General features: G+C 47.6%; 26 protein-coding genes, 1 other RNA gene and 1 pseudogene. 2 read left to right on the plus strand and 26 right to left on the minus strand.

Going from position 1 to position 25,643, the window contains the following annotated elements:
* Nucleotides 1-111: 111 nt before the first annotated feature.
* Nucleotides 112-420, minus strand: a pseudogene (locus tag AC6ESP_RS24880) (ATP-binding cassette domain-containing protein); the annotation flags it as partial.
* 156 nt (nucleotides 421-576) lie between these two features.
* Between AC6ESP_RS24880 and AC6ESP_RS24885 the strand changes: the two are divergent.
* Entirely contained in the window at nucleotides 577-1,206 is a 630-nt protein-coding gene (locus AC6ESP_RS24885) for a GTP pyrophosphokinase (protein WP_497099430.1), read from the plus strand.
* 49 nt (nucleotides 1,207-1,255) lie between these two features.
* Here AC6ESP_RS24885 and AC6ESP_RS24890 read toward each other — a convergent pair whose 3' ends face one another.
* From AC6ESP_RS24890 to AC6ESP_RS24900, 3 genes are read right to left on the minus strand one after another with little or no spacing between them, the layout of a single operon-like run.
* A complete protein-coding gene (locus tag AC6ESP_RS24890) occupies nucleotides 1,256-1,669 on the minus strand; it encodes a DUF4190 domain-containing protein (protein ID WP_497099431.1) in 414 nt (137 codons plus the stop codon).
* A 6-nt stretch (nucleotides 1,670-1,675) separates the two neighbouring features.
* A complete protein-coding gene (locus AC6ESP_RS24895; protein WP_497099432.1) occupies nucleotides 1,676-1,882 on the minus strand; it encodes a DUF1540 domain-containing protein in 207 nt (68 codons plus the stop codon).
* 53 nt (nucleotides 1,883-1,935) lie between these two features.
* Complete coding sequence (locus tag AC6ESP_RS24900) at nucleotides 1,936-2,436, minus strand: YpuI family protein (protein ID WP_497099433.1); 501 nt, start codon at nucleotides 2,434-2,436, stop codon at nucleotides 1,936-1,938.
* 174 nt (nucleotides 2,437-2,610) lie between these two features.
* Between AC6ESP_RS24900 and AC6ESP_RS24905 the strand changes: the two genes are divergently transcribed.
* Nucleotides 2,611-4,464, plus strand: coding sequence for a S8 family peptidase (locus AC6ESP_RS24905; protein ID WP_497099434.1), 1,854 nt, complete (start codon nucleotides 2,611-2,613; stop codon nucleotides 4,462-4,464).
* Between the two features lie 112 nt (nucleotides 4,465-4,576).
* On the opposite strand, the gene rnpB is transcribed toward AC6ESP_RS24905, so the two are convergent.
* From rnpB to floA, 22 genes are all read right to left on the minus strand, one after another.
* An RNA gene (gene rnpB / locus AC6ESP_RS24910) (RNase P RNA component class A) lies at nucleotides 4,577-4,985 on the minus strand.
* Between the two features lie 61 nt (nucleotides 4,986-5,046).
* Nucleotides 5,047-6,168 carry a Nif3-like dinuclear metal center hexameric protein gene (locus tag AC6ESP_RS24915; RefSeq protein WP_497099435.1) on the minus strand — a complete coding sequence of 374 codons (1,122 nt, stop codon included), beginning with the start codon at nucleotides 6,166-6,168 and terminating at the stop codon, nucleotides 5,047-5,049.
* Complete coding sequence (locus AC6ESP_RS24920; RefSeq protein WP_497099436.1) at nucleotides 6,135-6,926, minus strand: tRNA (adenine(22)-N(1))-methyltransferase; 792 nt, start codon at nucleotides 6,924-6,926, stop codon at nucleotides 6,135-6,137. The genes AC6ESP_RS24915 and AC6ESP_RS24920 overlap by 34 nt, the downstream gene beginning before the upstream one ends.
* Nucleotides 6,926-7,771, minus strand: a complete 846-nt coding sequence (locus tag AC6ESP_RS24925) for a hypothetical protein (protein ID WP_497099437.1) — start codon at nucleotides 7,769-7,771, stop codon at nucleotides 6,926-6,928. Before AC6ESP_RS24925 ends, AC6ESP_RS24920 begins: the two co-directional genes overlap by 1 nt.
* A gap of 94 nt (nucleotides 7,772-7,865) precedes the next feature.
* A complete protein-coding gene (gene rpoD / locus AC6ESP_RS24930) occupies nucleotides 7,866-9,005 on the minus strand; it encodes an RNA polymerase sigma factor RpoD (RefSeq protein WP_497099438.1) in 1,140 nt (379 codons plus the stop codon).
* A gap of 18 nt (nucleotides 9,006-9,023) precedes the next feature.
* On the minus strand, nucleotides 9,024-10,877 hold the full coding sequence (gene dnaG, locus AC6ESP_RS24935) for a DNA primase (protein ID WP_497099439.1): 1,854 nt from the start codon (nucleotides 10,875-10,877) through the stop codon (nucleotides 9,024-9,026).
* A 42-nt stretch (nucleotides 10,878-10,919) separates the two neighbouring features.
* On the minus strand, nucleotides 10,920-11,390 hold the full coding sequence (locus tag AC6ESP_RS24940) for a YaiI/YqxD family protein (RefSeq protein ID WP_497099440.1): 471 nt from the start codon (nucleotides 11,388-11,390) through the stop codon (nucleotides 10,920-10,922).
* A 91-nt stretch (nucleotides 11,391-11,481) separates the two neighbouring features.
* The gene (locus AC6ESP_RS24945; protein ID WP_497099441.1) at nucleotides 11,482-12,294 is read right to left on the minus strand and encodes a pyruvate, water dikinase regulatory protein; all 813 of its coding nucleotides are present in this window, start codon (nucleotides 12,292-12,294) and stop codon (nucleotides 11,482-11,484) included.
* A 74-nt stretch (nucleotides 12,295-12,368) separates the two neighbouring features.
* Nucleotides 12,369-14,450, minus strand: coding sequence for a glycine--tRNA ligase subunit beta (glyS, locus tag AC6ESP_RS24950; protein WP_497099442.1), 2,082 nt, complete (start codon nucleotides 14,448-14,450; stop codon nucleotides 12,369-12,371).
* Complete coding sequence (gene glyQ, locus AC6ESP_RS24955) at nucleotides 14,443-15,330, minus strand: glycine--tRNA ligase subunit alpha (RefSeq protein ID WP_497099443.1); 888 nt, start codon at nucleotides 15,328-15,330, stop codon at nucleotides 14,443-14,445. The genes glyS and glyQ overlap by 8 nt, the downstream gene beginning before the upstream one ends.
* Nucleotides 15,331-15,816: 486 nt before the next feature.
* Nucleotides 15,817-16,563 carry a DNA repair protein RecO gene (recO, locus tag AC6ESP_RS24960; RefSeq protein ID WP_497099444.1) on the minus strand — a complete coding sequence of 249 codons (747 nt, stop codon included), beginning with the start codon at nucleotides 16,561-16,563 and terminating at the stop codon, nucleotides 15,817-15,819.
* A gap of 65 nt (nucleotides 16,564-16,628) precedes the next feature.
* Nucleotides 16,629-16,790, minus strand: coding sequence for a YqzL family protein (locus AC6ESP_RS24965; protein ID WP_497099445.1), 162 nt, complete (start codon nucleotides 16,788-16,790; stop codon nucleotides 16,629-16,631).
* A gap of 97 nt (nucleotides 16,791-16,887) precedes the next feature.
* The gene (era, locus tag AC6ESP_RS24970) at nucleotides 16,888-17,811 is read right to left on the minus strand and encodes a GTPase Era (RefSeq protein WP_497099446.1); all 924 of its coding nucleotides are present in this window, start codon (nucleotides 17,809-17,811) and stop codon (nucleotides 16,888-16,890) included.
* Between the two features lie 7 nt (nucleotides 17,812-17,818).
* Nucleotides 17,819-18,253, minus strand: a complete 435-nt coding sequence (gene cdd, locus AC6ESP_RS24975) for a cytidine deaminase (RefSeq protein ID WP_497099447.1) — start codon at nucleotides 18,251-18,253, stop codon at nucleotides 17,819-17,821.
* A gap of 31 nt (nucleotides 18,254-18,284) precedes the next feature.
* On the minus strand, nucleotides 18,285-18,647 hold the full coding sequence (locus tag AC6ESP_RS24980; RefSeq protein WP_497099448.1) for a diacylglycerol kinase family protein: 363 nt from the start codon (nucleotides 18,645-18,647) through the stop codon (nucleotides 18,285-18,287).
* Complete coding sequence (gene ybeY, locus AC6ESP_RS24985; RefSeq protein WP_497099449.1) at nucleotides 18,647-19,144, minus strand: rRNA maturation RNase YbeY; 498 nt, start codon at nucleotides 19,142-19,144, stop codon at nucleotides 18,647-18,649. Before ybeY ends, AC6ESP_RS24980 begins: the two co-directional genes overlap by 1 nt.
* A gap of 2 nt (nucleotides 19,145-19,146) precedes the next feature.
* Nucleotides 19,147-21,393, minus strand: a complete 2,247-nt coding sequence (locus AC6ESP_RS24990; RefSeq protein ID WP_497099450.1) for an HD family phosphohydrolase — start codon at nucleotides 21,391-21,393, stop codon at nucleotides 19,147-19,149.
* A gap of 17 nt (nucleotides 21,394-21,410) precedes the next feature.
* Nucleotides 21,411-22,382 (minus strand): PhoH family protein, encoded by a 972-nt coding sequence (locus AC6ESP_RS24995; RefSeq protein ID WP_497099451.1) that lies wholly within the window; start codon nucleotides 22,380-22,382, stop codon nucleotides 21,411-21,413.
* A gap of 6 nt (nucleotides 22,383-22,388) precedes the next feature.
* Nucleotides 22,389-23,582: a sporulation protein YqfD gene (gene yqfD, locus AC6ESP_RS25000; protein WP_497099452.1), complete on the minus strand. Its 1,194-nt coding sequence runs from the start codon at nucleotides 23,580-23,582 to the stop codon at nucleotides 22,389-22,391.
* 12 nt (nucleotides 23,583-23,594) lie between these two features.
* On the minus strand, nucleotides 23,595-23,873 hold the full coding sequence (yqfC, locus tag AC6ESP_RS25005) for a sporulation protein YqfC (RefSeq protein WP_497099495.1): 279 nt from the start codon (nucleotides 23,871-23,873) through the stop codon (nucleotides 23,595-23,597).
* A gap of 196 nt (nucleotides 23,874-24,069) precedes the next feature.
* A complete protein-coding gene (locus AC6ESP_RS25010; protein ID WP_497099453.1) occupies nucleotides 24,070-24,567 on the minus strand; it encodes a YqfB family membrane protein in 498 nt (165 codons plus the stop codon).
* A gap of 51 nt (nucleotides 24,568-24,618) precedes the next feature.
* Nucleotides 24,619-25,608, minus strand: a complete 990-nt coding sequence (gene floA / locus AC6ESP_RS25015; RefSeq protein ID WP_497099454.1) for a flotillin-like protein FloA — start codon at nucleotides 25,606-25,608, stop codon at nucleotides 24,619-24,621.
* Between the last annotated feature and the right edge of the window lie 35 nt (nucleotides 25,609-25,643).

Raw genomic sequence — 25,643 nt, forward strand, 5'->3', positions numbered from 1 at the left:
ACTCTTCTGTATATTGATTACGTGGTTGTTTCTCCATACAGGACACCCCTTCTCGTTATTGTCATTATCCTCATACACTTAACGAGTGTCCACTTTTTATTCTAGCTGCAATTTGCCGCTAAGCACAATCTTCATAGCCGTTTCTGTACCATATAGCTTCTGCTGCAGCGAAGTACTGACCCAGCCTATGCTTTTACGGAGTTCTCTTAGATCCACCTCTCCGAAGGCTTTGCCAAGTACAGACAGCTGTCCGGTTGTCGGCCATATATAGCCGTTAATCATATTAAGTAAAGTGGTTTTTCCTGAACCATTAAGTCCTAGCAGACACCAATGCTCCCCCTGCCTGACTTGCCAATTAATAGCTTTTAGTATGTGTTTGTCATTCTGTTCATAGTAGGCATCCCTGATATCAATAATCATCTAAATTTCCCTCCCATACCCTTAAATTATAGGTAAGTTGGGCGTCAGGATCAATTCAAAATAATGTAAGCTCAACTCCCCCCATCCGGTGAAAGAGCATTGTTCTATTAAACATGTTACAATGGAGATGATTATGGACATAGGAGTGAACGAGAATTGAAGCCAAATCAACTGAAGCAATGGGCGCATTTTTTTCTAACTTATAAATTCGCATTAGACGAAGTCGAGACCAAACTTAATATTTTGAACGAGGAATTCCAATTCATTCATGATTACAACCCAATCGAACATGTGAAGACGAGAATCAAAACACCAGAGAGTGTCATGCAGAAGCTGCGCAGGAAGAACCTGGATATTACACTAGAGAACGCCAAGGAGCATATTCGAGATATTGCAGGCGTCCGCGTCATCTGCTCCTTCTCAACGGACATCTATCAAATATTAGAAATGATTGGCAAGCAGACCGATGTTAAGGTCGTTGAAGTGAAGGACTACGTTAATGATCCTAAACCGAATGGGTATAAAAGCGTACACCTTATCGTTGAAATCCCTGTATTTCTAACGAACCGAACAGAAAATGTACTCGTTGAGATTCAGATCCGGACGAGCGCGATGGACTTCTGGGCCAGTCTCGAGCACAAAATATATTACAAATATAATGAAGGCATTCCACCTGAAATTCAACAGCAGCTCAAAGAATCTGCCGACATGATTGGTTTGCTCGACAAACGCATGCTTGCCCTTAACGAAGAGGTGCTGCGGCATCGTGCAGTGGCAATTGAATAGCTCAGCGTACAAATAACCGGAAGAGCAGCTGCTCTTCCGGTTATTGTTATTAAGTGATCGCATAATAGAATGGAACAATAACTAAGGCAATCGCTACAGCAATTAATCCAATTCCCATCGCCCAGGCTCCGAGCCCCTTGGCACCTTGACGATACGCAATAAATCCGAGCACGGCTGAGGTGATCCCCATCAGCACCGGCCATAAGAACCAGGAAGCGATGGCAAATACAAGTGAAACCCAACCTAATGCCGTCCCCCCTGCTTCCTCTACCGAGTGGTCAGAGCGATTAGCAATGCTTGATTCCCTTGGAACGTAAGAGACTGAGCCCACCGCTCCAAATTCTGCTGCTGATTCCTCATTGAAATTCTTATTGATGTCAGGCTGACCAGTTGGAGCAGCTACATCAAACGTTGGCACATCATGTTTTCTTCTTTCCTCGTGTTCATCCTCGATTCGGTCCATGACCCCTCACTCCTTTGGCTTAAAAGTGTGGCAGCACGTGGCAGATGACTTCGTTGCTTGATCTTGATGGAACAAGCCTAGCTCATCTTCGGCAAATTCCTCATTGAAGCTGGCATGCTGGTCAATATCGATGGAAATTTCGTCTGCATTGCAATTGTTCCCTTCCTTCCAGAACGCACAATTGGATACGCTGCAGGATACGCCTCTCGGCATAAAAAATCACCTCCGCTATCAAGTTTCCCTGAACGGAGGTGATTCATTCTGCCTTATTTTTGCCCTTGCATGCGACGTTGACTCATATAGTCATTCTCGTAATACGCTAGCTCATCGCGAAGCTCTTCATAAATTTTGGACACGCTTAGAACGATGTCACGAGCTTCACGTACTGGCTTGAAGCGGAAGCGAATCGCATCCTGTCCTGTGTATGCGTAACGGCCATCTTCTGAGTAAATTTCATTCTTGGGATAGAAGAAGGCGTTGACACATTGGTGGTATACTTCGTACAAAGAGCGTTCTGCAAAATCGTTATCGAAATTGGGCCGTCTGAGCAATACTCCCAGTTTTTCAACTGAGACTTCAGAAAAGACCAATAAATGTCTCAAATCGGACAGCAGGCCTTTGTAGAACGTCTGTGCTTCATCTCCGTTTTCCTCGCCTGCCAGTTGGCTCAGCGAATAGCTGTTAAGAAACGGCTCCAGCTGACTAATGGCATCTTTTAATTTCGCTCTCGTTGATTCGCTAAGTGGTTTAATATTAGATTGTGGCATCGGTAGTTCCCCTTTCTTTCTCAAAACAAAAAACTCAGCCACCAACATAGTACCACATATTGCTTGCAGATGGTACTGGCGTTTCTGACAATCCGCCGCATATTTTCACCTCCACAACCCGACCCTATCCGAAGATGGATCATCAACGTGGTACACTACTGGAGGTTTATGCTTATGAAGAGGAAATGGATTGGTGTTTTTTCTGTTTTAGCAGCAGCCACTCTACTTATTCCCGCCGCCCCATTATTGATTCCAGATCGGGGGGAGCCCGCGGCACCACATGCTGCAAGCCTGACAGCTAATCAAGAAAAGGCTCGAAAAATTAAAATTTTGAACAACGACATGGAAGCTACCGCATTGCTATGCTCCTCTGAATGCTCCAAAGAATTTTACAAATTGATGTCAACAGAGGATAACAAGGACAAGTTCGGTAAGATCGACCATATGATGAGTATGCACAAGCATATGTCATATATTAGCTGGCTATCCGGGGATAGAAGCGTTAATCGCGGTCAGCTTCCCAAGGCTTCCGATAATCAAGCTGAGCAATATGTTGCTAAAGCCAAAGAGCAAGTCACAAAAGGGAACAAATATGAATCCAAAGCTTTCGTCGCTGCCAATGGAAGCCGTTATATAGTGCTTGGCGTGCCTAATCCGAATCACTTAGGAATTGGTGTGGTCGGTGTCGTGAAGCAAGACATTGTGACACAGGTTGAGCGCCACCAGAAGCGTAATTTGAGGCTGGTGCCCTATCCAAGCGAAGGCAATTACCGTATCGAATCGGTCAAGCCGAACTCAACGCAGGACATTACTGTGAGGAATGGTGAGGATAACGGCAATGCAAGCCATTATCACGTTCATGATGTTGTCGTTCATTTCGCCGACCAATTGTCGGATAATCAATTAGAGCAGATCAAACAGACAATTCATGCAACATCCGTTCAACGTATTGGAGATACTTATGTGTTCCGTTCCAAAGAGATGGACGCTGAGAAAATGGTTTCTTATTTCCAGAACTCTTGGAAAACAGAATATGTAGAGCCTCATTATCTATATATGACCAATGAAACAGCTGATGCGGATATCGTTGTTCCTAATGATGCACTCTACGCAGAGTATCAATGGAACTTGCCTAACATTGAGACAGAGAAAGGCTGGGGCGTATCCAAAGGGAGTGATCAGGTCATTGTCGCTGTACTCGATACCGGTGTCCAAGCCAATCACCCAGACCTGCAAGGCAAGCTGCTGGACGGCTATAACATTGTCGATACCGAAGCCGCTCCTGATGACGATGTAGGTCACGGCACCCATGTTGCAGGTATTATAGGTGCTTCCGTCAATAATGGGGAAGGCGTTGCCGGATTGTCTTGGTACAACAAAATTATGCCCGTCAAGGTACTCGACAGCAGCGGCGCAGGCTCCACTTACTCCGTAGCACAAGGCCTAATCTGGGCTACAGATCATGGAGCGAAGGTTATTAATATGAGCTTAGGCAATTATGCTCAAGCCGATTTCCTTCATGATGCCATTAAGTACGCATATGATCGTGATGTTGTGCTGATTGCAGCCAGCGGTAATGACAATACAGAGCGGCCTGGCTATCCTGCTGCTTATCCAGAGGTATTCGCAGTTGCTGCTACAGATGCTAGCAGCAATAAAGCGTCCTTCTCTAACTATGGCGATTATATCGACGTAGCGGCACCTGGAGACAGCATCGCGAGCACTTATCCTGGCGGCCAATACGCAGCTTTGTCTGGTACGTCTATGGCTAGTCCACATGTAGCGGCGCTTGCAGGACTGATACGTTCTGTCAATCCAGAGCTTACTAATGTGGAAGTGATGGACATTATGCGGAAATCTGCTATTGACCTCGGTGACGCTGGCAAAGATAATTACTACGGCTATGGCTTAATTGATGTAGACAAAGCGCTTAAGGCTGCAACAGGCTACAGTCCAACCCTTCAGAATTATCCAAGTCAAGTGAAGCACAAGCTCAATCATATTACTCAAAAATATAAAACAAAGTAAAGAACAAGCACCCTCTGGCTGAGTATATATGCCTTAGGGTGCTCGTTTTATTTGTGTTACAGAATACAAAAAAACCCTTGGCTGCTGCCAAGAGGTCTAGTTGATTTGGTCGTGCGGAAAGTTATCCTTAAGCCGGGTTCTGTACTTCTAGTGGTTCGAACGGGAACGACCCTCCCACTAATGAAGCGACAATCATCTATCTAGGCCGGCCATTACTGGACGGCTCCAGCAACCAACCCGGACGCGCCTCAGGCTAAGGCTGCAGCTTAGTGGCTGCTGCGTCCTCTCGGTCTTGCTCCAGATGGGGTTTACCAGGAATGCAGTCACCTGCACTCCTCGTGGTCTCTTACACCACGGTTCCACCCTTGCCTGTGCCGGCGTGAGCCGGCCATCGGCGGTCCATTTCTGTGGCACTATCCTTCAGCTCGCGCTGACTGGACGTTATCCAGCATCCTGCCTTGTGGAGCCCGGACTTTCCTCTCGCGGCAACAAGGCCGCCAGCGATTGTCTTTCAAACTTTCCGATGCACGACTAAGTATACAGGGAATTGAACAAAAGCTCAACCCTTACGATCTTCTAATTCTATACAAATCGGAATGGCTCCGTATTTAATACCGAGTTCACCGTCTCTGTTGCATATTTACGACCCTGCAGCTCCTGAGCTAGCCAGTCTGCAACACGCTGCTTCATAATCTTCTCGACATTATGCCCCGGGTCTATAATGGACAACCCAGCAGCCAGAGCGTCATGAGCGGTATGATAATCGACATCTCCTGTAATGAGAACATCTGCACCTGCGAATAAGGCATGGCGAACATATCTTGAGCCAGAGCCGCCCAGAACAGCTGCTTTGCGGATCAGGCGATCTGGATCACCAACCACTCTAAGCATAGGCACATCGAATGCTTGCTTAACCTTCTCTGCAAGCTCGCCCAGCGTTAAGGCAGCCTCCAGCTTGCCTGTTCTGCCCAATCCGAAGGATCGACCCTTCAGATCCATTGCATACAAGTCATAGGCCACCTCCTCGTAAGGATGAGCCTTCAGCATCGCTTGCACGACCCGCCTGTGAACGCTATGAGGAACAACCGTTTCAATCCGGATCTCTGCTGCCTTCTCCAGCTTGCCTGGCGTACCTATATAAGGTGTGGTGCCTTCTCCCGGCAGGAATGTGCCTATTCCTTCGATATTGAAGCTACAATGGCTATAGTCGCCAATTACGCCTGCACCTGCTTGGAACACGGCATTCAGAACCTTCTCATGATGATCCTCTGGGACGAATACGACTAGCTTATACAGCTTATCCGTATGGACCTCTTCCAGACATTGGCGTCCTTCGGCTTTAATGCCTACCAGATCAGCCATCCAATCGTTAATACCCCCATCCGCCACATCCAGATTCGTATGGGAAATATAGACGGCGATATCATTCTTGATTAGCTTCTCATACAGCTTGCCTGCAGGGGTAGAGGTATCCAGCTTCGCTAGAGGACGATAAATAATCGCATGATGGGCGATGATAAGCTCTGCACCAGCTGCGATCGCTTCATCCACAACTTCATCAGTGACGTCAAGAGCAACTAGAACCTTCCGAATCTCTTTATTCAAAGTACCAAGCTGAAGGCCGATTTTATCGTTCTCGACAGCATAATGCTTAGGGGCAAGCTGTTCCATTAGTTGGACGACGGTTTGTCCATTTGCAAACACTGCAGCACCTCCTTGATGGCATTCATTTCCTTCATAAACATCTGCTTCTTCTCTTCAGCCTGCTGTTGATCCGATAGGGACAGCTGCTGGCATACACGATCAAGCTTTTCAATCTCAAGCTGCCATTTATGAATTAGAATCGCACTTGGCTTCCTCAGCAAGTATGGCCCCATTTGCATGATTTGTGCATAGGCTGATGCAGGATCGAGGCTGAGCGGCAAGAAGGATGGATCATAGAGCTGCTTATTAAAAGCATCTGCTGCTTCCTTAGTCTCTGCTCTCAGAGCGTGTAGAACCTCATAGATCTTGCCGTCTTCTTCTAGAATAGTCTCGGCTTGCAGGCACCAGTCACGCTTAAGAAGCCAGCTCCGTACCAGATCTTCACCAACGTTAGGCTGAAGAACAAGCTCTCTAACGCCTTGCAGCTTACCTGCCTGATAGCCTTCCTCCAATATATCGCTCATCAAGCTTCCGCCCATACCAGCAATGGTGATTGTATCCGCTTCTCCTGGTTGAAGGACAGCTAATCCGTCACCCTTGCGCACTTCAATTCTGCTTAGCAGTCCTGCATCTGCAGTCTGCTTGCGCGCAGCTTCATATGGACCTTGATTCAGCTCTCCAGCAATAGCTGATGCAGCACGTTCAGATTGAATCAAATAAACCGGGAGCAGCGCGTGATCAGAACCAATATCTGCGGCACGCGAGCCCGGTGTAACATAGTCTGCAATGGTTTGCAGACGCTTCGAAAGTTTTAACATTAGGCAACCCACGCTATCCATTTTTTTCGCATGAAGAATAATAGTCCACCACCGATAGCCATCTTGAGCAGCAGCTCAATCTGAACCTGCAGATAGACCACATCATTCATAAATAACATTGCATAAATTTCTGGCATGAACCAGACCAAGGCACACATCGCCAGTAGGACGAATGAGACCTGCTTCGACCACCGATGAACGAACCAGCTGCTCCAGCCGAATAGCCCCGACAAAGGCAGCCAATACAGCTGAACTTCATACCAAGCAGAATCCTCATTAAACCGTGACAACAGCCACGCATAGACGAGTATAGCAGCAATCCAGCCGGATAGATGCAGCACTTGAATTCGGGCTGCAATTCCATATGTAATCCATAGTATTGCACATAATCCAAGCAAAGACGTTTTCCAGCCCCAATGGGTCAATTCATGCAGCTCCAGCATATAGAGCCCCACGCCCAGCATAAGGAGCATTCCTGTACCCGTAAGCGCCAATCCAGCAGTCTCATTGCGCCTCCGCAGCCGCTGCCCTAACCATAGCATTAACCCTACTCCAACAACAGAAACGCCAATTTGCAATAGCGGATGAAAAGCGTTAAAATAAAGCACAACAAAGGAAATTAAGGTAAATAATCCAAATGTAAGGAGCCACACCTTGCCTGAAGCTCGCTGTACAGCCAATACGGCTTTGGCTACTGCATAAGAGGATTCACGTTTCGTTTCTTGTTCTTGATCATAATCCGCATATAAATTAAGCAGGAAATCACAATATTGATCCGGCAGCAATTTACTTCTGCGCCAATGCTCAATTTCTCTCAAGATAGTCTGTCGACGCTCTTCATTCATAACCGTATATTTTCCTTTCGGAGTTACTTGTTATTGTTGAAAAAAAGACCTTACTGCACGTGCAGAAAGGTCATCATTATCTATACAAGCTTCTCTATTCCAGGAAATCCTTAAGTCGTTTACTACGGCTTGGGTGACGAAGCTTCCGAAGCGCTTTGGCTTCGATCTGCCTGATCCGCTCGCGGGTAACACCGAATACTTTACCTACTTCCTCAAGCGTTCTTGTACGACCATCATCCAGTCCGAAACGTAGACGAAGTACATTCTCTTCACGCTCGGTCAACGTGTCAAGCACATCCTCCAGCTGCTCCTTCAGAAGTTCATACGCTGCTGCATCAGCAGGTGCCAATGCCTCTTGATCCTCAATGAAATCTCCCAAGTGCGAGTCGTCTTCTTCACCAATTGGCGTTTCCAGCGACACCGGCTCCTGAGCAATTTTCATGATTTCTCTAACTTTATCCGTGCTGAGCTCCATCTCTGCAGCTATTTCTTCTGGGGTTGGTTCGCGCCCCAGCTCTTGCAAGAGCTGTCTAGACACTCTAATTAGCTTATTGATCGTTTCCACCATATGAACAGGAATACGAATCGTACGCGCTTGGTCAGCAATCGCGCGAGTAATCGCTTGGCGAATCCACCATGTTGCATACGTACTGAATTTGAAGCCCTTCTGATGGTCAAATTTCTCAACGGCTTTAATCAGACCCATATTGCCCTCCTGAATCAAATCCAGGAACAGCATTCCCCGTCCGACATAGCGCTTAGCGATACTGACAACAAGGCGGAGGTTGGCTTCGGCAAGTCTGCGTTTGGCCTCTTCATCACCGTTCTCAATCCGCCGAGCCAGTTCAATCTCATCATCCGCCGATAGAAGAGGGACACGGCCGATTTCTTTTAAATACATCCGTACAGGATCATTGATCTTGATACCCGGCGGCAAAGCTAGATCATCATCGAAGTTGAATTCCTCGCCTTGCTCCCGCTCAGAATCTTCTCCACGACTACGAAGTGGATGATCGCGATCCTCATCCCTTTCGTTCAATACCTCAATTCCCAAATCGTCAAGCTGTTCAAAAAATTCATCAATCTGTTCCGGATCCTGATCAAACGGAGATAATTTCTCCATAATCTCTTTATAAGTTAAGGAGGCTCTCTTCTTGCCTTGTTCAATTAGCTGATCCTTTACATGATCGAGCTTTTGTTCAGCTTCCAGTTCAGTATGCTGATCATTCGCCATATTCCGACTCCCTCCTCCCTAGAACCGATCATCATGTCTTTCTTTGAGTTGTCTCTCTAGGGTTATAATCTCAGTTAACATTTGCGCGGCAAGGATGTGATCTCCGGCACGCTCAGACTGAACCATTGCTTCTTTCTTACGTTCAATTTCCCTGAATTGCGGCACTTTAACAATGTCTTGTATATCTGCCGCCATGATCTCTTCATCAAAGGGGAAATCTCCGTCCATCAAAAGAATGGAAGCAGCCGTTCTCTCCAGACGTTCGTCTTGGAGCGTTGCGATGAAACGACCGGCATCCGGATCGTAGCCCTGCGCATAAAAAGCGTATAAATAAGCAGCAAGCGCTGCATGATCCTCAATGTTGAACGCTTCGCCTAATTTCTCGTGCACCGACTGTGCCACTTCTCTGTCACGCATCATGACATGAAGCAAGCGTCGTTCCACATACGTATATGCGGGTAACAACGCAGGAGGGCCCGATTTACGGCGATTTTCATTCCTACCATTATTCCACGGATTGTCGTTATTATCCCTTTTGGGTTTCTTTTTTTGCAGCTCTTGATGCTTGTTATGGCAGTCCTGCTTCAAAACCTCGAGAGGGAACTCGAATTCACGGGATAATTCCTGTAAGTAAATTTCGCGTTCAATTGCTGAATCAAGCTCTGCCACTATTCCGGCGGCTTCAAGCAAGTAGTTTTTTCGGCCTTCTTCTTTTAGCAGTATATGGTTTTTTCTTGAATATATAAGCTTAAATTTTGTCGCTGATACAGGTTGGTCAATGGCTTCCCGCAAAAATGTTTCAGGCCCGTATTCCGCTATATATTCATCTGGATCCTTGCCCTTCGGAAGAATCGACACCATCACTCTGAGCCCTGCATGCTCAAGCATTGGAATAGATTTAAGTGCGGCTGCTTGTCCGGCATCATCGCCGTCATAGCATATAATAACTTCCTCTGCTTGCCTTGCGAGCATAGAACAATGTTCTTCCGTTAATGCGGTGCCCATTGTTGCAACCCCGTTCTTAACACCAGCGCTCCAAGCTTTGATAACGTCCATATACCCTTCAAATAAGACGACCTGCTTACTCTTGCGGATGGCCGGCCGCGCGTAATGCAAATTGTACAAAATCCGGCTTTTCGTAAATAACGTCGTTTCCGGGGAATTTAAATACTTCGGCTGACCGTCACCTAATACCCGCCCCGCGAATGCTATTACTTTGCCATCCCTATCCCAAATGGGAAACATAATGCGTCCTCGAAACCGATCCACATGTCCGCTTCCATCATTCTTGGCGGATAATAGCCCGCCTTTCTCCATTACTGCGGGATCAAAATTTCTTGCCGCCAAAAAACGGTTAAGCGTATCCCATTGTTCAGGCGCATACCCAATCATGTAATGATTGATAAGCTTGTCTCCCAAGCCGCGTTCACGCAAGTAATCCTTCGCTGCCTTGCCATGCTGAGTATTGTTCAGCAAATAGTTGTACAGCTTGGCCGTTAGCTCATGCGCTTCAATCATCTTGGCTCGGTCCATATCAGCAGCCGTTGATTTGCTGCCTTCGGCCGATCCCCAAGTAATCGGCATGCCCGCTTCTTCTGCAAGCACCCTGACTGCTTCAGGAAAGGAGTGGCCTTCAATCTCTTCCACGAAACGGATGACGTTGCCCGTCTTGCCGCAGCCATAGCAATGAAAGATCTGCAGCTCTGGCGTTACGGTAAAGGACGGCGTCTTCTCCGAGTGAAAAGGACAGAGTCCCTTCATATATTTGCCGTGCTTCGTGAGATGAACGTATTTCCCAACCGTCTCTACGATATCATGATGACGGCGAACCGCCTCAATGACCTCATCCGGTATTTTATTACCGTATGTCATCGTCCATCACCTTCATCCTAAGTAACACGTAAATAATATTCGCTATATCTCATGTTTCTCCTGCACGTTCGCTAAAACTTTTGTCAACTTTTGTTGAAACCGTTCCCGATCTTCTCCGCTCATCGCCTTAGGACCTCTAGTCCTGCCGCCATTACGACGACGTTTGGCTAGCTCATGACGACGCTCCATCAAGTAATCGATATTGTCATTCGTGTATTCCTCACCGCGAGGAGATAGGACGATAGCCCCTTTGCCTATTGCAATACAAGCTAGTCCAAAGTCCTGTGTGATGACGATATCTCCACGGATAATGTGATTCACAATATACAAATCGACGGACTGATCGCTGCTATCGACCTGAACCACTTGCACACCTTCACCAGCCACTAGATGATGAGCATAAGAGGATACCATCAGAACGGGTATGTGATAATCTAAAGCCACTTGCGTTATTTCGGATTTGACAGGACAAGCGTCACCATCAACTACAATCGTTCTACTTGTTGTGACCAAGAACGTATCACCGCTCATTTCTCTATTTCAATTACCGTATTTATTATATACGTATATACGGCAAAGAATTAAAAAATCCTGCATGTCTGCTCTAAGTCTTGCGAATATGCTCCATAATGAGGCTCGCCGTCTCTTCTACTGCACGGTGAGAGACGTCGATGACTACACATCCGATCTGACTCATGATGGATTCAGCGAACAACAGCTCTTTCTCGATTCTATCCGCTGCCGCATAGGAAGCACTATTCGGAAGTCCAAGTGCCTTCAACCGCTCTTTACGAATAATGTTCAGATATGGAACACCGATGGTTAGCCCAACAATCTTATGCTTAGGCACAGTGAACAGCTCTTGCGGAGGCTTCAATTCTGGAACTAAAGGAATATTGGCAACCTTGAACTTCTGATGAGCTAAGTACATAGACAATGGCGTTTTGGACGTTCTTGATACACCGATAAGGATAATATCAGCCTTCAACACGCCAGAAGGGTCCTTCGCATCGTCATAGCGTACAGCAAATTCGACAGCATCTACTTTGCGGAAATAATCTTCATCCAGCACATGATTGAGTCCAGGCTCCTGCCTAGACTGACGACCTGTCTGCTGCTCAAGGCTCTCAATCAATGGACCTAACAGATCAATCGCTACAATCTCGTGCTCCTCCGCCAGCCTGCGCATGCCATCCCTCAGATGAGGAATGACAAGCGTATATAAGACAATGGCACCTGTAAGCTTAGCTTGCAGTACGAATCGCTCAAGGGTGGGCACATCCGTGATGAATGGCGCCCTGCGAATATCTGTCTGAACCGGATGGAATTGCGCGACCGCTGCGCGAACGACGAGTTCACCCGTATCGCCCGCTGCATCGGACACAACATAAATAATTACATTAGCTGACTTGGACATTATCCATCATCCCCTTACTTCTATATGGCGAAGACTGACGAAGATGTATCAGGGGTCCATAAGCTGCTTGGCAGCTACCAGACCAGCTTCGAGAAATCTGCAATAAGCGCAATATCATCTGCAATTAAGGCTAATGCTGACAATCGGTTGTTACGAACTGCATCATCCTTGGACATAACCATGACTCCGTCAAAATAATTTGTGATCGCTTGCTTCAGGGATGATAGCTGCGCAATAGCAGCTGCTAGATCACCAGCCTCGACAGCTTGCAGCAATGCAGGATGAGCCTTTTGCCATTCTTCGTGCAAGACACCCTCTGCCGCTTCCTCGAACAGAGACGGATCAACCACTCTCGATTCAGCTTTGGACGCAAGATTGCTGACACGATTGAACGCATCAAGCGTAAGCTTGAACTCCCCGCGCTCTTCTCCTGTAGCGAGCGAGCTAATTACCGCCGCACGCTCAACAGTTAGGCGAAGATCATCAAATCCAGAAGCCATAACGGCATCAATAATGTCATAACGGTTCGCTTGTTCGGACAATACATTCTTCACACGCAGTGCGAAGAAATCGTTCAGATCCTTGCGAATCTCTTCCTCGGTCCGCTTAAGGCCACGCGCAGCATGTATAGCTAGTGCTGCATCGAACAGATCTGTCAGCTTCAAGCTTAGGCCTTGGGCGAGAATAATTTGCACGATGCCTGCCGCTTGACGACGAAGAGCATATGGATCTTGCGAGCCTGTCGGAATAATTCCGATGGAGAAGCAGCCTGCAATAGTATCCATCTTATCAGCTAAGCTTATAATAGCGCCAGTCAGTGAAGCTGGGGCACGGTCACCCGCGAAGCGTGGCTGGTAATGCTCATTAATCGCTTTTGCTACCGCTTCGCTCTCTCCCGCTTTGCGAGCATAATCTTCTCCCATAATGCCTTGCAGCTCAGGGAATTCATACACCATTTGTGTCACGAGATCGAATTTGCAAATATCAGCAGCACGGCTGACTGCTGCTGTCGTCTCCGTATCTGTACCCAGCTTAGCTGCAATTAAATCAGCCGTAGCACGAATGCGTCTAACTTTATCAGCTACTGATCCAAGCTCCTCGTGATATACGATATTTTCCAGCTTCGCAAGTGCCGTATTGATCTCCAGCTTCTGATCCTCTTCATAGAAAAATTTCGCATCGGATAGTCGGGCACGCAGTACCTTCTCATTCCCTTTGGCAACAAGCTCAATCGAAGTGCGATCGCCGTTGCGGACGGTTACGAAATAAGGCTGCAGCTGTCCCTCGCTGTTAAGCACTGGAAAATAACGCTGGTGTTCACGCATAGAAGTAATGAGCACCTCTTGCGGAATATTCAGGAATGCTGGATCAAACTTACCGTATAGCACGTTAGGGAACTCAACAAGGAACAGGACTTCCTCCAGTAGATCCTCTTTAATCGCAATTTCCCAGCCCTGCTCACCTGCCAGCTGCTCAATCTGAGATACGATCAATTTCTCTCTCTCAATCACATCTACAATAACATTCTGCTCACGCAGACGTTCCTTGTATTCAGAGGGCTGTGCAACGATGGTTTCATCACCGAGGAAGCGATGCCCACGCGTCACATTGCTGCTATTAACACCTGTAATTTCCATCGGAATTACTTCTTGACCATACAGTGCAAGGAGCCATTTGATCGGACGCACGAATTTCAATTCATAGCTGCCCCAACGCATGTTTTTCGGGAAGGACATCGATACAATCAGATTCGTCAATCCTTCAGGAAGGACAGCAGCTGTCTCAATGCCTACACTGCTCTTATTCGCATACACATACTCAACGCCTGCCAGCTCTTGGAAGAAGAATTGTTCAGGCTCTACCCCTTGACTGCGTGCGAACCCTAGAGCAGCCTTGCTCCAATTGCCTTGATCATCGAGAGCGATCTTGCGGGAAGGGCCCTTCACTTGCTCATTGATATCCGCTTGCTTCTCCTCAACACCACTAACAAGCAGTGCAAGGCGACGAGGCGTTGCGTACACTTCAACAGTGTCATGATTAATACGGGAGTCAGCCAGCCATTTCACTGCTTTCTCCTTCAATTGATTCATTGCACCCCGAACAAAGCGCGCTGGGACTTCTTCAAGTCCGATCTCCAGCAATAGATCTTTAGCCATTATGCTCCACCTCTTTCTTCAGCAGCGGGAATCCAAGACGTTCCCGTTCCTCCAAATAAGTTGCCGCGCATTGGCGGGCCAGATTACGAACGCGCATAATATACCCCGTACGTTCTGTTACACTGATTGCCCCGCGAGCATCAAGTAGATTGAATGTGTGAGAGCATTTCAGAACGTAATCATAAGCCGGGAATACGAGCTTATGCTCCATCGTTTTTTTTGCTTCCTCTTCATACATGTTGAACAAAGAGAACAACATTGCTGAATCAGAAGTTTCGAACGTATACTTGGAATGCTCGAATTCCGGCTGACGGAATACATCACCGTAAGTGATGCCTTCCACCCACTCCAGATCGAATACATTCTCTTTATCTTGAATATACGAAGCCAGACGCTCCATGCCGTATGTAATTTCTACAGCAACGGGATTTACGTCAATGCCGCCTACTTGCTGGAAGTACGTGAATTGGGTAATTTCCATACCATCGAGCCAAACTTCCCAACCAAGTCCCCAAGCTCCAAGTGTTGGCGATTCCCAGTTATCCTCAACAAAACGAATATCATGATGCCTCGCATCAATGCCGAGACGCTTCAAGCTCTCTAGATACAGCTCTTGAATGTTGTCAGGCGATGGCTTAAGGATAACTTGGAACTGGTGATGCTGATACAGCCGGTTCGGGTTCTCGCCATAACGGCCATCCGCTGGACGACGTGAAGGCTCTACATAAGCAACGTTCCATGGCTCTGGTCCAATTGAACGAAGAAACGTCATCGGATTCATCGTTCCAGCACCCTTCTCTACATCATAAGGCTGTACGAGAATACAGTTTTGCTCTGCCCAGAACTGCTGCAGTGTCAATATCATACCTTGAAAATTCATCCGTTCCCGCTCCTTCATCATTTAATTGCTCGGCGACTAAGAGAACGCAAAAAAGCTCTCGTCTCTACGCCTGCTGCCAGACATAGGGACGAGAGCTGTCTCCCGCGGTTCCACCCTACTTGGCTCTCTCAACTATCAGCTCCAACAATAGCTGAATGGAGAAAACCCGCTTTCTTCAACACGACTCCGGAGTGCCGTTTCACAATCTGACCTGTTCGAGCTCTCACTGTCCCCGAATCGCTTGCTGCCAGTCATAATCGCTACTTTCTCCATCATAGTCCGATATTCATATTCACATATATTAACCATTTTTAATGTGAATGTCAAACTTTGCTTATGCTTTCCGAACTAGCTGGCTCACTTCGCTCTCATGCAGGGTCGAGCAGCTGCTGGGCATTGCCCACAGGCAGAGCTCCCGCAGCTGCTCCATCACCGAACACATCTGTCATTCCGCTTGAGAAGCTGTTCCGCTGAATCATTGTTTTTTTATAGTGAAAATTTGTCCATTTGATCGAGGAAGCTACGTGATTTGAGCGGAATGTTAATGTGCACATCCATCAATCTGCGCATAGCCTTCTTCAGCTCCAGCTTCGTCTCCGGCTTCACCTGAATGGCTCCTAATCTCCTCAGATCCATTCTACGGAACAATCGAAGGAGCTTATAAGCTCCTTCTCCAAGACTAGTCGCCTGCGGGTCCTTGCTCGCACAGCGAGGACAGAGAACACCACCTGCTGGTGCGCTTAACCGGAAAGGCCCTTGCTCGCTCTCGCAGCTCACACATTGATCTAGCTCAGGCGCATAGCCTGAAGCCTCAAGTATTCGCATCTCATAGAGATGAGAAATGATCTGCATATCTTTTCCTTCTTGCAAGCCTGTCAGACAAGCCTTAAGCTGTTCGAACAAAAAAGCTCCGGATTCATCCTCGTGCAGCGCCTTGTCTGTAAGCTCAACCACGTAAGAAGCATATGCAGCCAGATCGAGCTGTTCACGCAGTTTATGATGCGAATCCAGAATCTCACCACTGTTAAGCGTTCCTAGCCCGCTGGTCCGAAAAAAAACAAACTCTCCGTATGTAAACGGCTGCGCGAGTGAAGCATGCCTGCTCTTCACTTTTTTCGCGCCGCGTATCAGTACGCCTACTTTGCCGTTTGTTTTCGTCAGCAGTGTTACGATCTTATTGCCTTCCCCATAATCCATGCTGCGGATAACGATACCCTCCACACGATACAGCATATTACTTCTCCCCCATGCTTGAAACAAAGAACAGCCTGCTTGCAGAGCCTAAGCTCTGCCTAGCTCTAAGAGGAGGCTGACCCCTCTATTTCTGAAACAAACTCTTCGTTCTCCCCCGGTATAACTTGAGGATGATTCTCTGGACCAAGCTGATCCATTTCCTTGTAGAGCATGAATGACTCCACATCACCGGTTAACGTAAAATACTTCCACGAAAAATTTCGCATTCGTATTCATCCCTTCCACCTCGGAAATGAAGCTCCAATCGGTAATAGGATACGATAATCGTACGAATGCTATCCTTACAAATTACGTCAATAAAGGCTAATCATGTCGGAAGCCCAGATCCTTCAGCACGCGATCCTCGTTCCGCCAATCCTTCTTCACCTTAACCCATAGCTCCAAGAACGTACGCGAACCCAGCAAATTCTCGATATCATGTCTTGCCAGCTTACCGACTTCTTTGAGCAGAGCTCCTTTTTTACCAATAATAATCCCTTTTTGTGAATCTCTTTCCACATAGATGATGGCACCGATGTAGACGACGCCATTCTCCTGTACACGCATATCTTCAATGCCTACAGCGATGGAATGCGGAATTTCCTCCCGCGTTTTATGCAGAATTTTTTCCCTGATCAGCTCTGCACAGACGAACTGCTCTGGATGATCCGTCACTTGATCCGCAGGGTAATATTGTGGCCCTTCAGGCAAATACTTAGTAATCTGCTCAAGCAGCGTATCGATATTGTTGCCTCTGAGTGCCGAGATTGGAATGACTTCAGCGAAATCATACAGATCCTTGTATTGGGAAATAATCGGCAGCAATTGCTCCGGCTCGATTTTGTCAATTTTGTTCAGGATAAGAAATACAGGTGTCTTCACCTTCTTAAGCTGTTCAATGATAAATCGATCGCCACCGCCAATGCCGTCTACTACGTCAACGAGAAACAGCGCTGCCTCAACCTCTTTGAGCGCGCTCTCCGCTGTCTTCATCATGTAATCGCCAAGCTTGGATTGCGGTTTGTGAATACCTGGCGTATCTAGAAATACGATTTGTGTATCGTCAGTCGTATACACACCGTGAATTTTGTTACGTGTTGTTTGCGGTTTATCTGACATGATGGCAATTTTTTGCCCGATGAGATGGTTCATCAGGGTAGACTTGCCTACATTCGGTCTCCCGACAATGGCAACGAAGCCAGATCGGAACTTGGCGCCAGCGCGTCCGTTCGAAGTAGTTTGACTCATAATAGGTTTAACTTGCCCCTTTCTCTAATGAAGCCGGCGTGAATGCGCCCGGCAGTAACTCTGATACTGTGGAGATCGTCCAATCACCATTCAGATTGCCCATAATGACAGGCATATCCGGTGAACATAATTCTACCATAACTTGACGACAGACACCGCATGGTGAGATCGGGCCTTCTGTCCGACCAATAACCGCTATAGCCTGGAACTGTCCAGGACGCTTCCCATCCGCTACAGCACGGAAGAGCGCAGTCCGTTCCGCACAGTTGCATGGACCATAAGCGGCATTCTCAACGTTGCAGCCATAATGGATATGATTATTGTCATCAAGCAGAGCTGCCCCTACCTGAAAGTTCGAATAAGGCACATACGCGCGAGACATCGCTTCACCTGCGGCTGCTAGCAGCTCTTTGTAAGCTTCAGATAATCCTTCATAAGTCATTAGGCATTCTCCTCTTTATTGATTATTCCACTCATATGCCTAACAAATGCCATAAGGGCGGCCCAAGAATGAGCAGCCCAATAATAACAGCCATGAATGCAGCAATCAATACAGCGCCCGCAGCAACGTCTTTGGCTGCTTTGGCAAGTGGATGCAGATTAGGACTTACCATATCAACGGCTTGCTCGACTGCTGTATTAACCATTTCCGCTGATATAACAACAGCAATCGTCAGCAGTAATACAGCCCACTCGATGCGGGAGATTGGCAGTATGGCGCCAACTCCGCACACGAGTACTGCAAAGGTTACATGAATTCGCATATGCCGCTGAGTCTGGAGAGCATACCAGATCCCCGAGAGCGCGTATCCTACACTGCGAATAAATTTAGCCATTAGCGGAACAAGCCAGCTTGCTGCAGCACTGCTTCTTGCTTGCCTGTCATTTCTGCTTCGCCAGCGTCATCCGCATGATCATACCCGATCAGATGAAGGAAGCCATGTACGAACAGGAAGCCTATCTCACGCTCCAGCGAATGGCCGTATTCCTCGCTTTGTGCAACAGCCGTCTCCACTGAGATGATAATGTCGCCCAGCATTCCCGAGATTGGGTCCACCTCATCCTTGCTCTCCACTTCAAATATAATGTCGAGCTCTTCTGTTCCGTCATCGAGCATCGCGAACGACAGCACATCCGTCGGGCGATCAATATTACGGTATTCGCGGTTTAGCTGATGAATCTGCTCATCATCGGTGAAGGTGAGCGTCACTTCGCCGCTCGTCATCCCCTCTGCTTCTCCAGCCAATCTGAGCAGCTCAACGAGCCGGGTAATCCATTGCTCGGGAATTTCGATTTTGTCCTGTTCATTGCTCCAGTCTAGCTGCAAGCTCATGCTTAACTCTCCTTTGGTTTCACATCTTCCGGATATTCAATGCGTGAATGGAATATGCCAATGACACTTTCCTTCAACGAATGTGCAATGATATCAAGCTCTTTCATCGTCAAATCACATTCATTATATTGATTGTCATCCACCCGGCTTTTTATAATCTTCTGAATCATCGCTTCAACCTGTTCTACCGTTGGGCTCCGCAGACTTCTGACAGCTGCCTCCACACAATCGGCTAGACCGACAATAGCGGCTTCCTTCGACTGCGATTTAGGACCTGGATAACGATAATCCTCTTCCGTGAAGTTAACCGGAGCTCCTTGTTCTTCAGCCTGCTTCAGAGCCTTATAATAAAAGAACTTCAGAGAGGTTGTGCCATGATGCTGTTCCGCAATATCTCTAATCGGCTTCGGAATATTATGTGACTTCAGCATATCAACGCCATCACGCGCATGAGCGACAATAATGGATTTGCTAAGCTTCGGATCAATCGTATCATGCGGGTTCTCGATATTGGTCTGATTCTCTATAAAATAATTCGGGCGCTTCGTCTTACCAATGTCATGGTAATAAGAGCCTACACGGCATAACAGCCCATCAGCACCGATTGACTCTGCTGCTGCCTCAGACAAATTCCCCACCATTACGCTGTGATGATAAGTACCTGGCGTCTCCGTAAGCAGCTTGCGCAGCAGCGGATGATTCGGATTCGACAGCTCGACGAGCTTAAGGGCAGACAATATACCGAACGTAATCTCGAAGAACGGCATTAATCCGATAACGAGAATAGCGGTCAACAGCCCGCTTGCGAAGGCAAAGGCCAAGGAATAAATAAGCGGACCTCTGTCGAGCTGCTCATTCAGCAGCATTAGCACAAGCACGGACAGTGTACCGAACAAGCTCACCATAATGCCTGCCTTCAATATCGTAGAGCGTTGACTCGCCCGATGGATCGAGAATATAGCGGCCATCGATACCACAATAATGACGAATCCATATTGAAAATCAAAGATTTGGCTCTGCTGAGTATTGAGCACTACGCTGCCAATAATTGCGAACAGAATCGAGCTGATGACAGCCAGATGCATATCGAGCAAGAGGGTGATCAGCATCGTACCCAGCGCTGCAGGAGCGAGATAACCGACATAAGGCGAAGCGTCAGTCTGCGTCAGCGAGATAACCTCCATGGTAAGAATGTTAAGCAAATAAATGAGCCACAGCATCAATAGCTGGGAATTGCTATATTTGGGCTTAAGCCCGCCTACACCGCCATATTGATGCATATAGGCATAGATGCCGAGAATGAACACAATCGACAATAAGAGCAGACCAAGCTGAGGCCAATAGTTTCTTTTATCCTGCAGCAGTGAAGAATCCTTCAGAAGCTCGTATACTTCAGGCGTAATGACTTCATTGCGCTTGACGATCAGATCGCCTTCGTTGATTACGACAGGTGCCGTATTCTTCTTCGCTTGAATTTTGGCCTCATCCGTCGCCTCATTATCGAGGAATCGGTTCGGCATTATCGTGAAGCGTGCCAACTCCTGTACGATCTCTCGGCTTGTCCGATTGGACAACGAGCTGGCATTCACAAGCTCCGCCACCCGAGTGCGGGCGGTCTCTGCCTCACGAAGCTGCTCACCCATCAGCTTGCGGACAATCTCTATGCTGACCTTCCGCATCTCCGTAAGCTCTTCTGTAGTGAGTCGCGGTATTTTATAGAACGTCTCTTCTGGAATGGTATATTCCTGTTCTTTAATAACCGCGGCCATCTCTTCAAGAAGCGTTGGATTGTATGTACCCAAGGATTGATTCGTCTTCACGAAGCTATCGACAAACTCCGAATATCTGCCTGGAATTTCATTGCGATAGATGTCAATCTTGTTCTGCTCCGTAACTTGATCATCTACGTTCAACTGCTCAATACGTTCAAAAATCCGATCGATCAGCTGTTCATTTCTTAGCGCGACGTTGGAATAAATCGGGTCCACACGGTTCGCTGCCTCTTCCTGCGCTTGCAGGGTAGCCTTGTTGTCAGGTATTTGATGGGGTGCAACAATATCCTTCTCACTGGCAACATTCACCTGGATATCGTAAGTTTCAGGAACCAATTGCGGAGCCAAGCTGAAATAAAACAGCAGCACAAACAAAAACAAGAGCAGCATTCTAACCGTCTTGCTCTGTTTCCACCCTGCAGTTTTGGATATCTGCAAGTCCCCCTGTTTACCGGCCTGATTCTGGTTCTGGTTCATGGAGCGGACATTCCTCTCTATGCTTTGTTTTCAGCGTCCCAGTTGTATGCCACAATAATCTTTTGCACTAAGGAATGACGAACAACATCTTGCTCTGTAAAAAAGATAAATCCAATCTCTTCTATGTCTCGCAATATACGCTGCGCCTCGATTAATCCGGAATTTTTGCCCCGTGGAAGGTCAATTTGCGTGACGTCGCCAGTAATAACCATCTTGGAGCCAAATCCGAGCCTTGTCAAAAACATTTTCATCTGCTCAGGCGTCGTGTTCTGTGCTTCATCCAAAATAATAAATGAATCATCGAGCGTTCTTCCCCGCATGTAGGCAAGCGGAGCGATCTCAATCGTACCTCTCTCGAATGCTTTGGCTGTTTGGTCTGGACCTAGAACATCATGCAGTGCATCGTACAGCGGGCGCAAGTACGGATCTACCTTCTCTTGCAGATCTCCCGGCAGGAAACCTAGATTCTCGCCTGCTTCGACAGCTGGGCGCGTTAATAGAATTTTCTTCACGGCACCTTGCTTCAAGGCAGCAACAGCGAGCACTACGGCCAAATACGTTTTACCTGTACCTGCTGGTCCAATCCCGAATACAACATCCTGCTTACGAATCGTCTTCACATAATGGCGCTGGCCAATCGTCTTCACCCGAATCGGCTTGCCCCGGAACGTCGTCGTAATTTCCTCTTTAAGCAAATCAAGCAATTCTTCAGCTTGCATCTTACGGGCTAGATCAAGCGCATAAGCGATGTCCCGTTCGGTTGGCGCATAGCCGCCTCGTACGAGCTGAAGCAACACACTGAACAGCTGCTCGAGAGAATCGACCTCCTGTGCGGGGCCAGAGATAACGATCTCAGCATCACGGGAAGTAATGTCAGCTACCATCTGCTGCTGTACGAATCTTAGAAACTTGTCTTGGGGACCCAGTACCGCTAATCCCTCCGCCGCATTAAGGAGCGGGATTTTGATTATTTTCGCTTCAGTCTGCAAACAACCTCATTCTCCTTGCATCTGGACTAAGGGCATCTCTTGCACAATCGATTGCTCTACTTCAAAAAGAACTTTCATATAAACTTTACCATTGTCCGTCTTTTCATGCAAAACAATTTCGTCCCTGATCACTGCATCAGCGCCAGCTTTCAGCATTAAATCTGCCTTCGATTGCTGTATTCCGCTAATCTTCGCTTCCTCATCTGACAGTGTCCGCTCATCCGTGCGAACCTCCATCTGCGTTTTCTTCAATCGGCCGAAAGGCAGCTTCCAGTCGCGCCAGGACACCTGCTCCTCATGAATAACGGTCTCTGACGTAGAGAATGGGTTCGAGCCATACCCGCTTACCTGCAGTGCTCTGCTGCCTATGATCAGATACCACTTCGTCTTCTTCTCTCCGGTATATACCTTGACCTGCTGAGTCAAAGGGGCAGCTATGTTATATTCGTACCATACCATACCGCGAACCGTCCCCTTCGCTACAACCGTCTGCGTATATTCTCCACCGCCGATCGTTCCGGAGATAAGCGTTTGACCTTTTTTCACCTTCATGTTTTTTTTAACGACTGCCCGTCCCTTTTCAGTCAATATCTCCGTTACAACCGCGTCTGTGGATGCAATCAGATGCCTTGGATTTTGAAGCTCTGCTTGATCGGGAACCGTCGTCTCTACAACTTGAATAACGATCCTTGTCCCTTTTTTCTCCACGCCAATCCATGCTGCACCAGGCAGCCTGTTAACAAGCCGCTTCGACAGGACATCCGCATCCTGCAGCTTAAATGACCATTGCAGCGGGTGCAAGCCTTCCTGCTTCGCAGCAGTCCGAATCTGTTCCTCCGTGAGCTTCACATTGCCTTTCACATCAACGGACCAAATAATAGATGACAACAAATAAATACTAAAGAAGAATAAGACGATCCCTGCTGCGAAAATCTTTCTTTTTTCCATTTTGACAAGCCAAAAAGGCATTCCAAGTCTTCTAGTTACATGTGCACGACAGCCTGTCTCCTTTAAATACGGACGAAGCAGAAAAAAGTCGCTCACCGTCAACTCGAACTGCAGCTTGTCCTTGCTTGTCCATTGGATGGACCTAAGCTCCAGCCCACCCTCCAGCGCACGATTAACCAGCTTCTCTGGTTGTCCACCCCTTATCTGTACCGTCACGACCCCTCGCACCCATTGCAGCCACTGTACAGCCATCTCGCACCCCTCCTACTCGTGCAATTCTATACTTGTAATCTGACCCTCTATAAAAACCTCTTCTGTCCATATCGTGCGGATAACGAGTGAAGTGCCCGTCACCTCCAGCTCGCCTTTGCTTAATGCCAGCTTCAGCTTCTCACTGGTGAAATGAATGACTCCGCGATGATTCTCAATATATAACTGGCGATCACCAATCATCGTCAATCTGGGAAGGTCATACACGACATCCTGGGGCAAATCCAATATATCTGCAGTCCATTTGCGTAATTTACGATTTATACGGCCCATAGCTGATTCCATGTCCCCCCCACCGGCTTCACCGAAGCTCAGCCCTGCCATTAACGCAGGGCACATTATTGTACTGTACCAAAGTATGCGAGGTCCTTCTGATTTATGAGATAAAACAAAAAGCGGTGCAGGATTACGCTCCTGCACCGCTTCGATTATTTGATTAATGAGCTTGCCAGCTCCTGTCTAGAGACAGCTATTTGCCGAACGGACGTTTCGCCCGAGGCGGTCCTAATATTTCTGCCCAGATTACTGCTCTGCGCAGCTCATCCTTATCATTAGGGACGAGCTTCGAATGACTGCCGCCAGAATGGGACTTGGAGCCGGCAGCAGATGATTGGCTGCGTTGTGCCTCAGGAAGTGCCGCAGCTGCCTTCAAAGCCCTTGCAAGGGCTCCTGACGTCGCTCCGTCATTCCCTATCACTTCATCCTTCTGAACAGCTCTTACAGCCTTTATAGGCTTCTCAGCCTGCTCCAGCCTATCTGAGGTAAGATCCGTATGATTCTGCGGCTCATGCTCCTCATTAGCATTCGGTTGGCCGAATATATTTCTTGGACCCCCCCCACCGAATTCTGGCATCTTCGGATTCGATTTACTCGCACCCTTCTGACGCCCGAACAAGGAGAACAGGACTCCGCCAATAATAACGACCCAATAGATATTGTCGAAAATCAATGAAATAAGCTTTTCCACATCTTCACCTCCACAAGACCGGCCGCGAAGCTGGCTTAATAGTCAGCTTCTTTAGTTTTGATCCTTGTCTGTCGGTGAGGAATCTGTCTTGCCAATAGAGCTGCGCATTTCAGTATCCGCCTCGATATTTTTCAGATTCATGTAATCCATGACCCCGATTTTACCACTCTTAAGCGCATCAGCCATTGCAAGCGGCACTTGCGATTCGGATTCGACTACCTTCGCTCGCATCTCAACAACCTTCGCTTTCATCTCCTGCTCCTGTGCTACCGCCATTGCCCGGCGCTCCTCGGCTTTTGCCTGAGCAATCCGTTTGTCAGCTTCAGCTTGCTCTGTTTGCAGGTGAGCACCGATGTTTTTACCTACATCCACATCCGCGATATCGATGGATAGAATTTCGAACGCCGTACCAGCATCCAAGCCTTTGCCAAGAACGGTACGGGAGATCATATCCGGATTCTCGAGTACGTCTTTATGAGAATTAGCGGAACCAACCGTCGTAACGATACCTTCGCCGACACGGGCAATAATCGTTTCTTCGCCGGCGCCGCCGACCAATCGTTCAATGTTCGCACGTACAGTAACACGAGCTTTAACCTTCACTTCAATACCGTCCTTCGCTACTGCCGCAACGGTTGGCGTCTCAATTACTCTTGGATTAACACTCATTTGTACAGCCTGCAGTACGTCACGTCCTGCCAGATCAATCGCTGCTGCACGCTCGAATACGAGAGGAATGTTCGCGCGTTGAGCTGCAATCAGCGCATTAACAACACGGTCAACATTACCACCCGCTAGAAAATGGCTCTCAAGCTGATTAATATTTAAGCCTAGACCTGCTTTTGTAGCTTTGATCAATGGATTGACAATACGGCTTGGTACTACGCGTCTCAGACGCATAGCTACCAGTGTAATGATTCCTACGCGCACTCCCGATGCCAATGCGGAAATCCATAGCATGATCGGGAAGAAGCTTAGGAACACGGACAACACGATAATAACTACAACTACAATAATTAATAAAGAGATTATTGGATCCATTTGTTTTAACCCTCCATATATCTATATTCTCTAAT

The sequence above is a fragment of the Paenibacillus xinjiangensis genome, assembly GCF_059686975.1.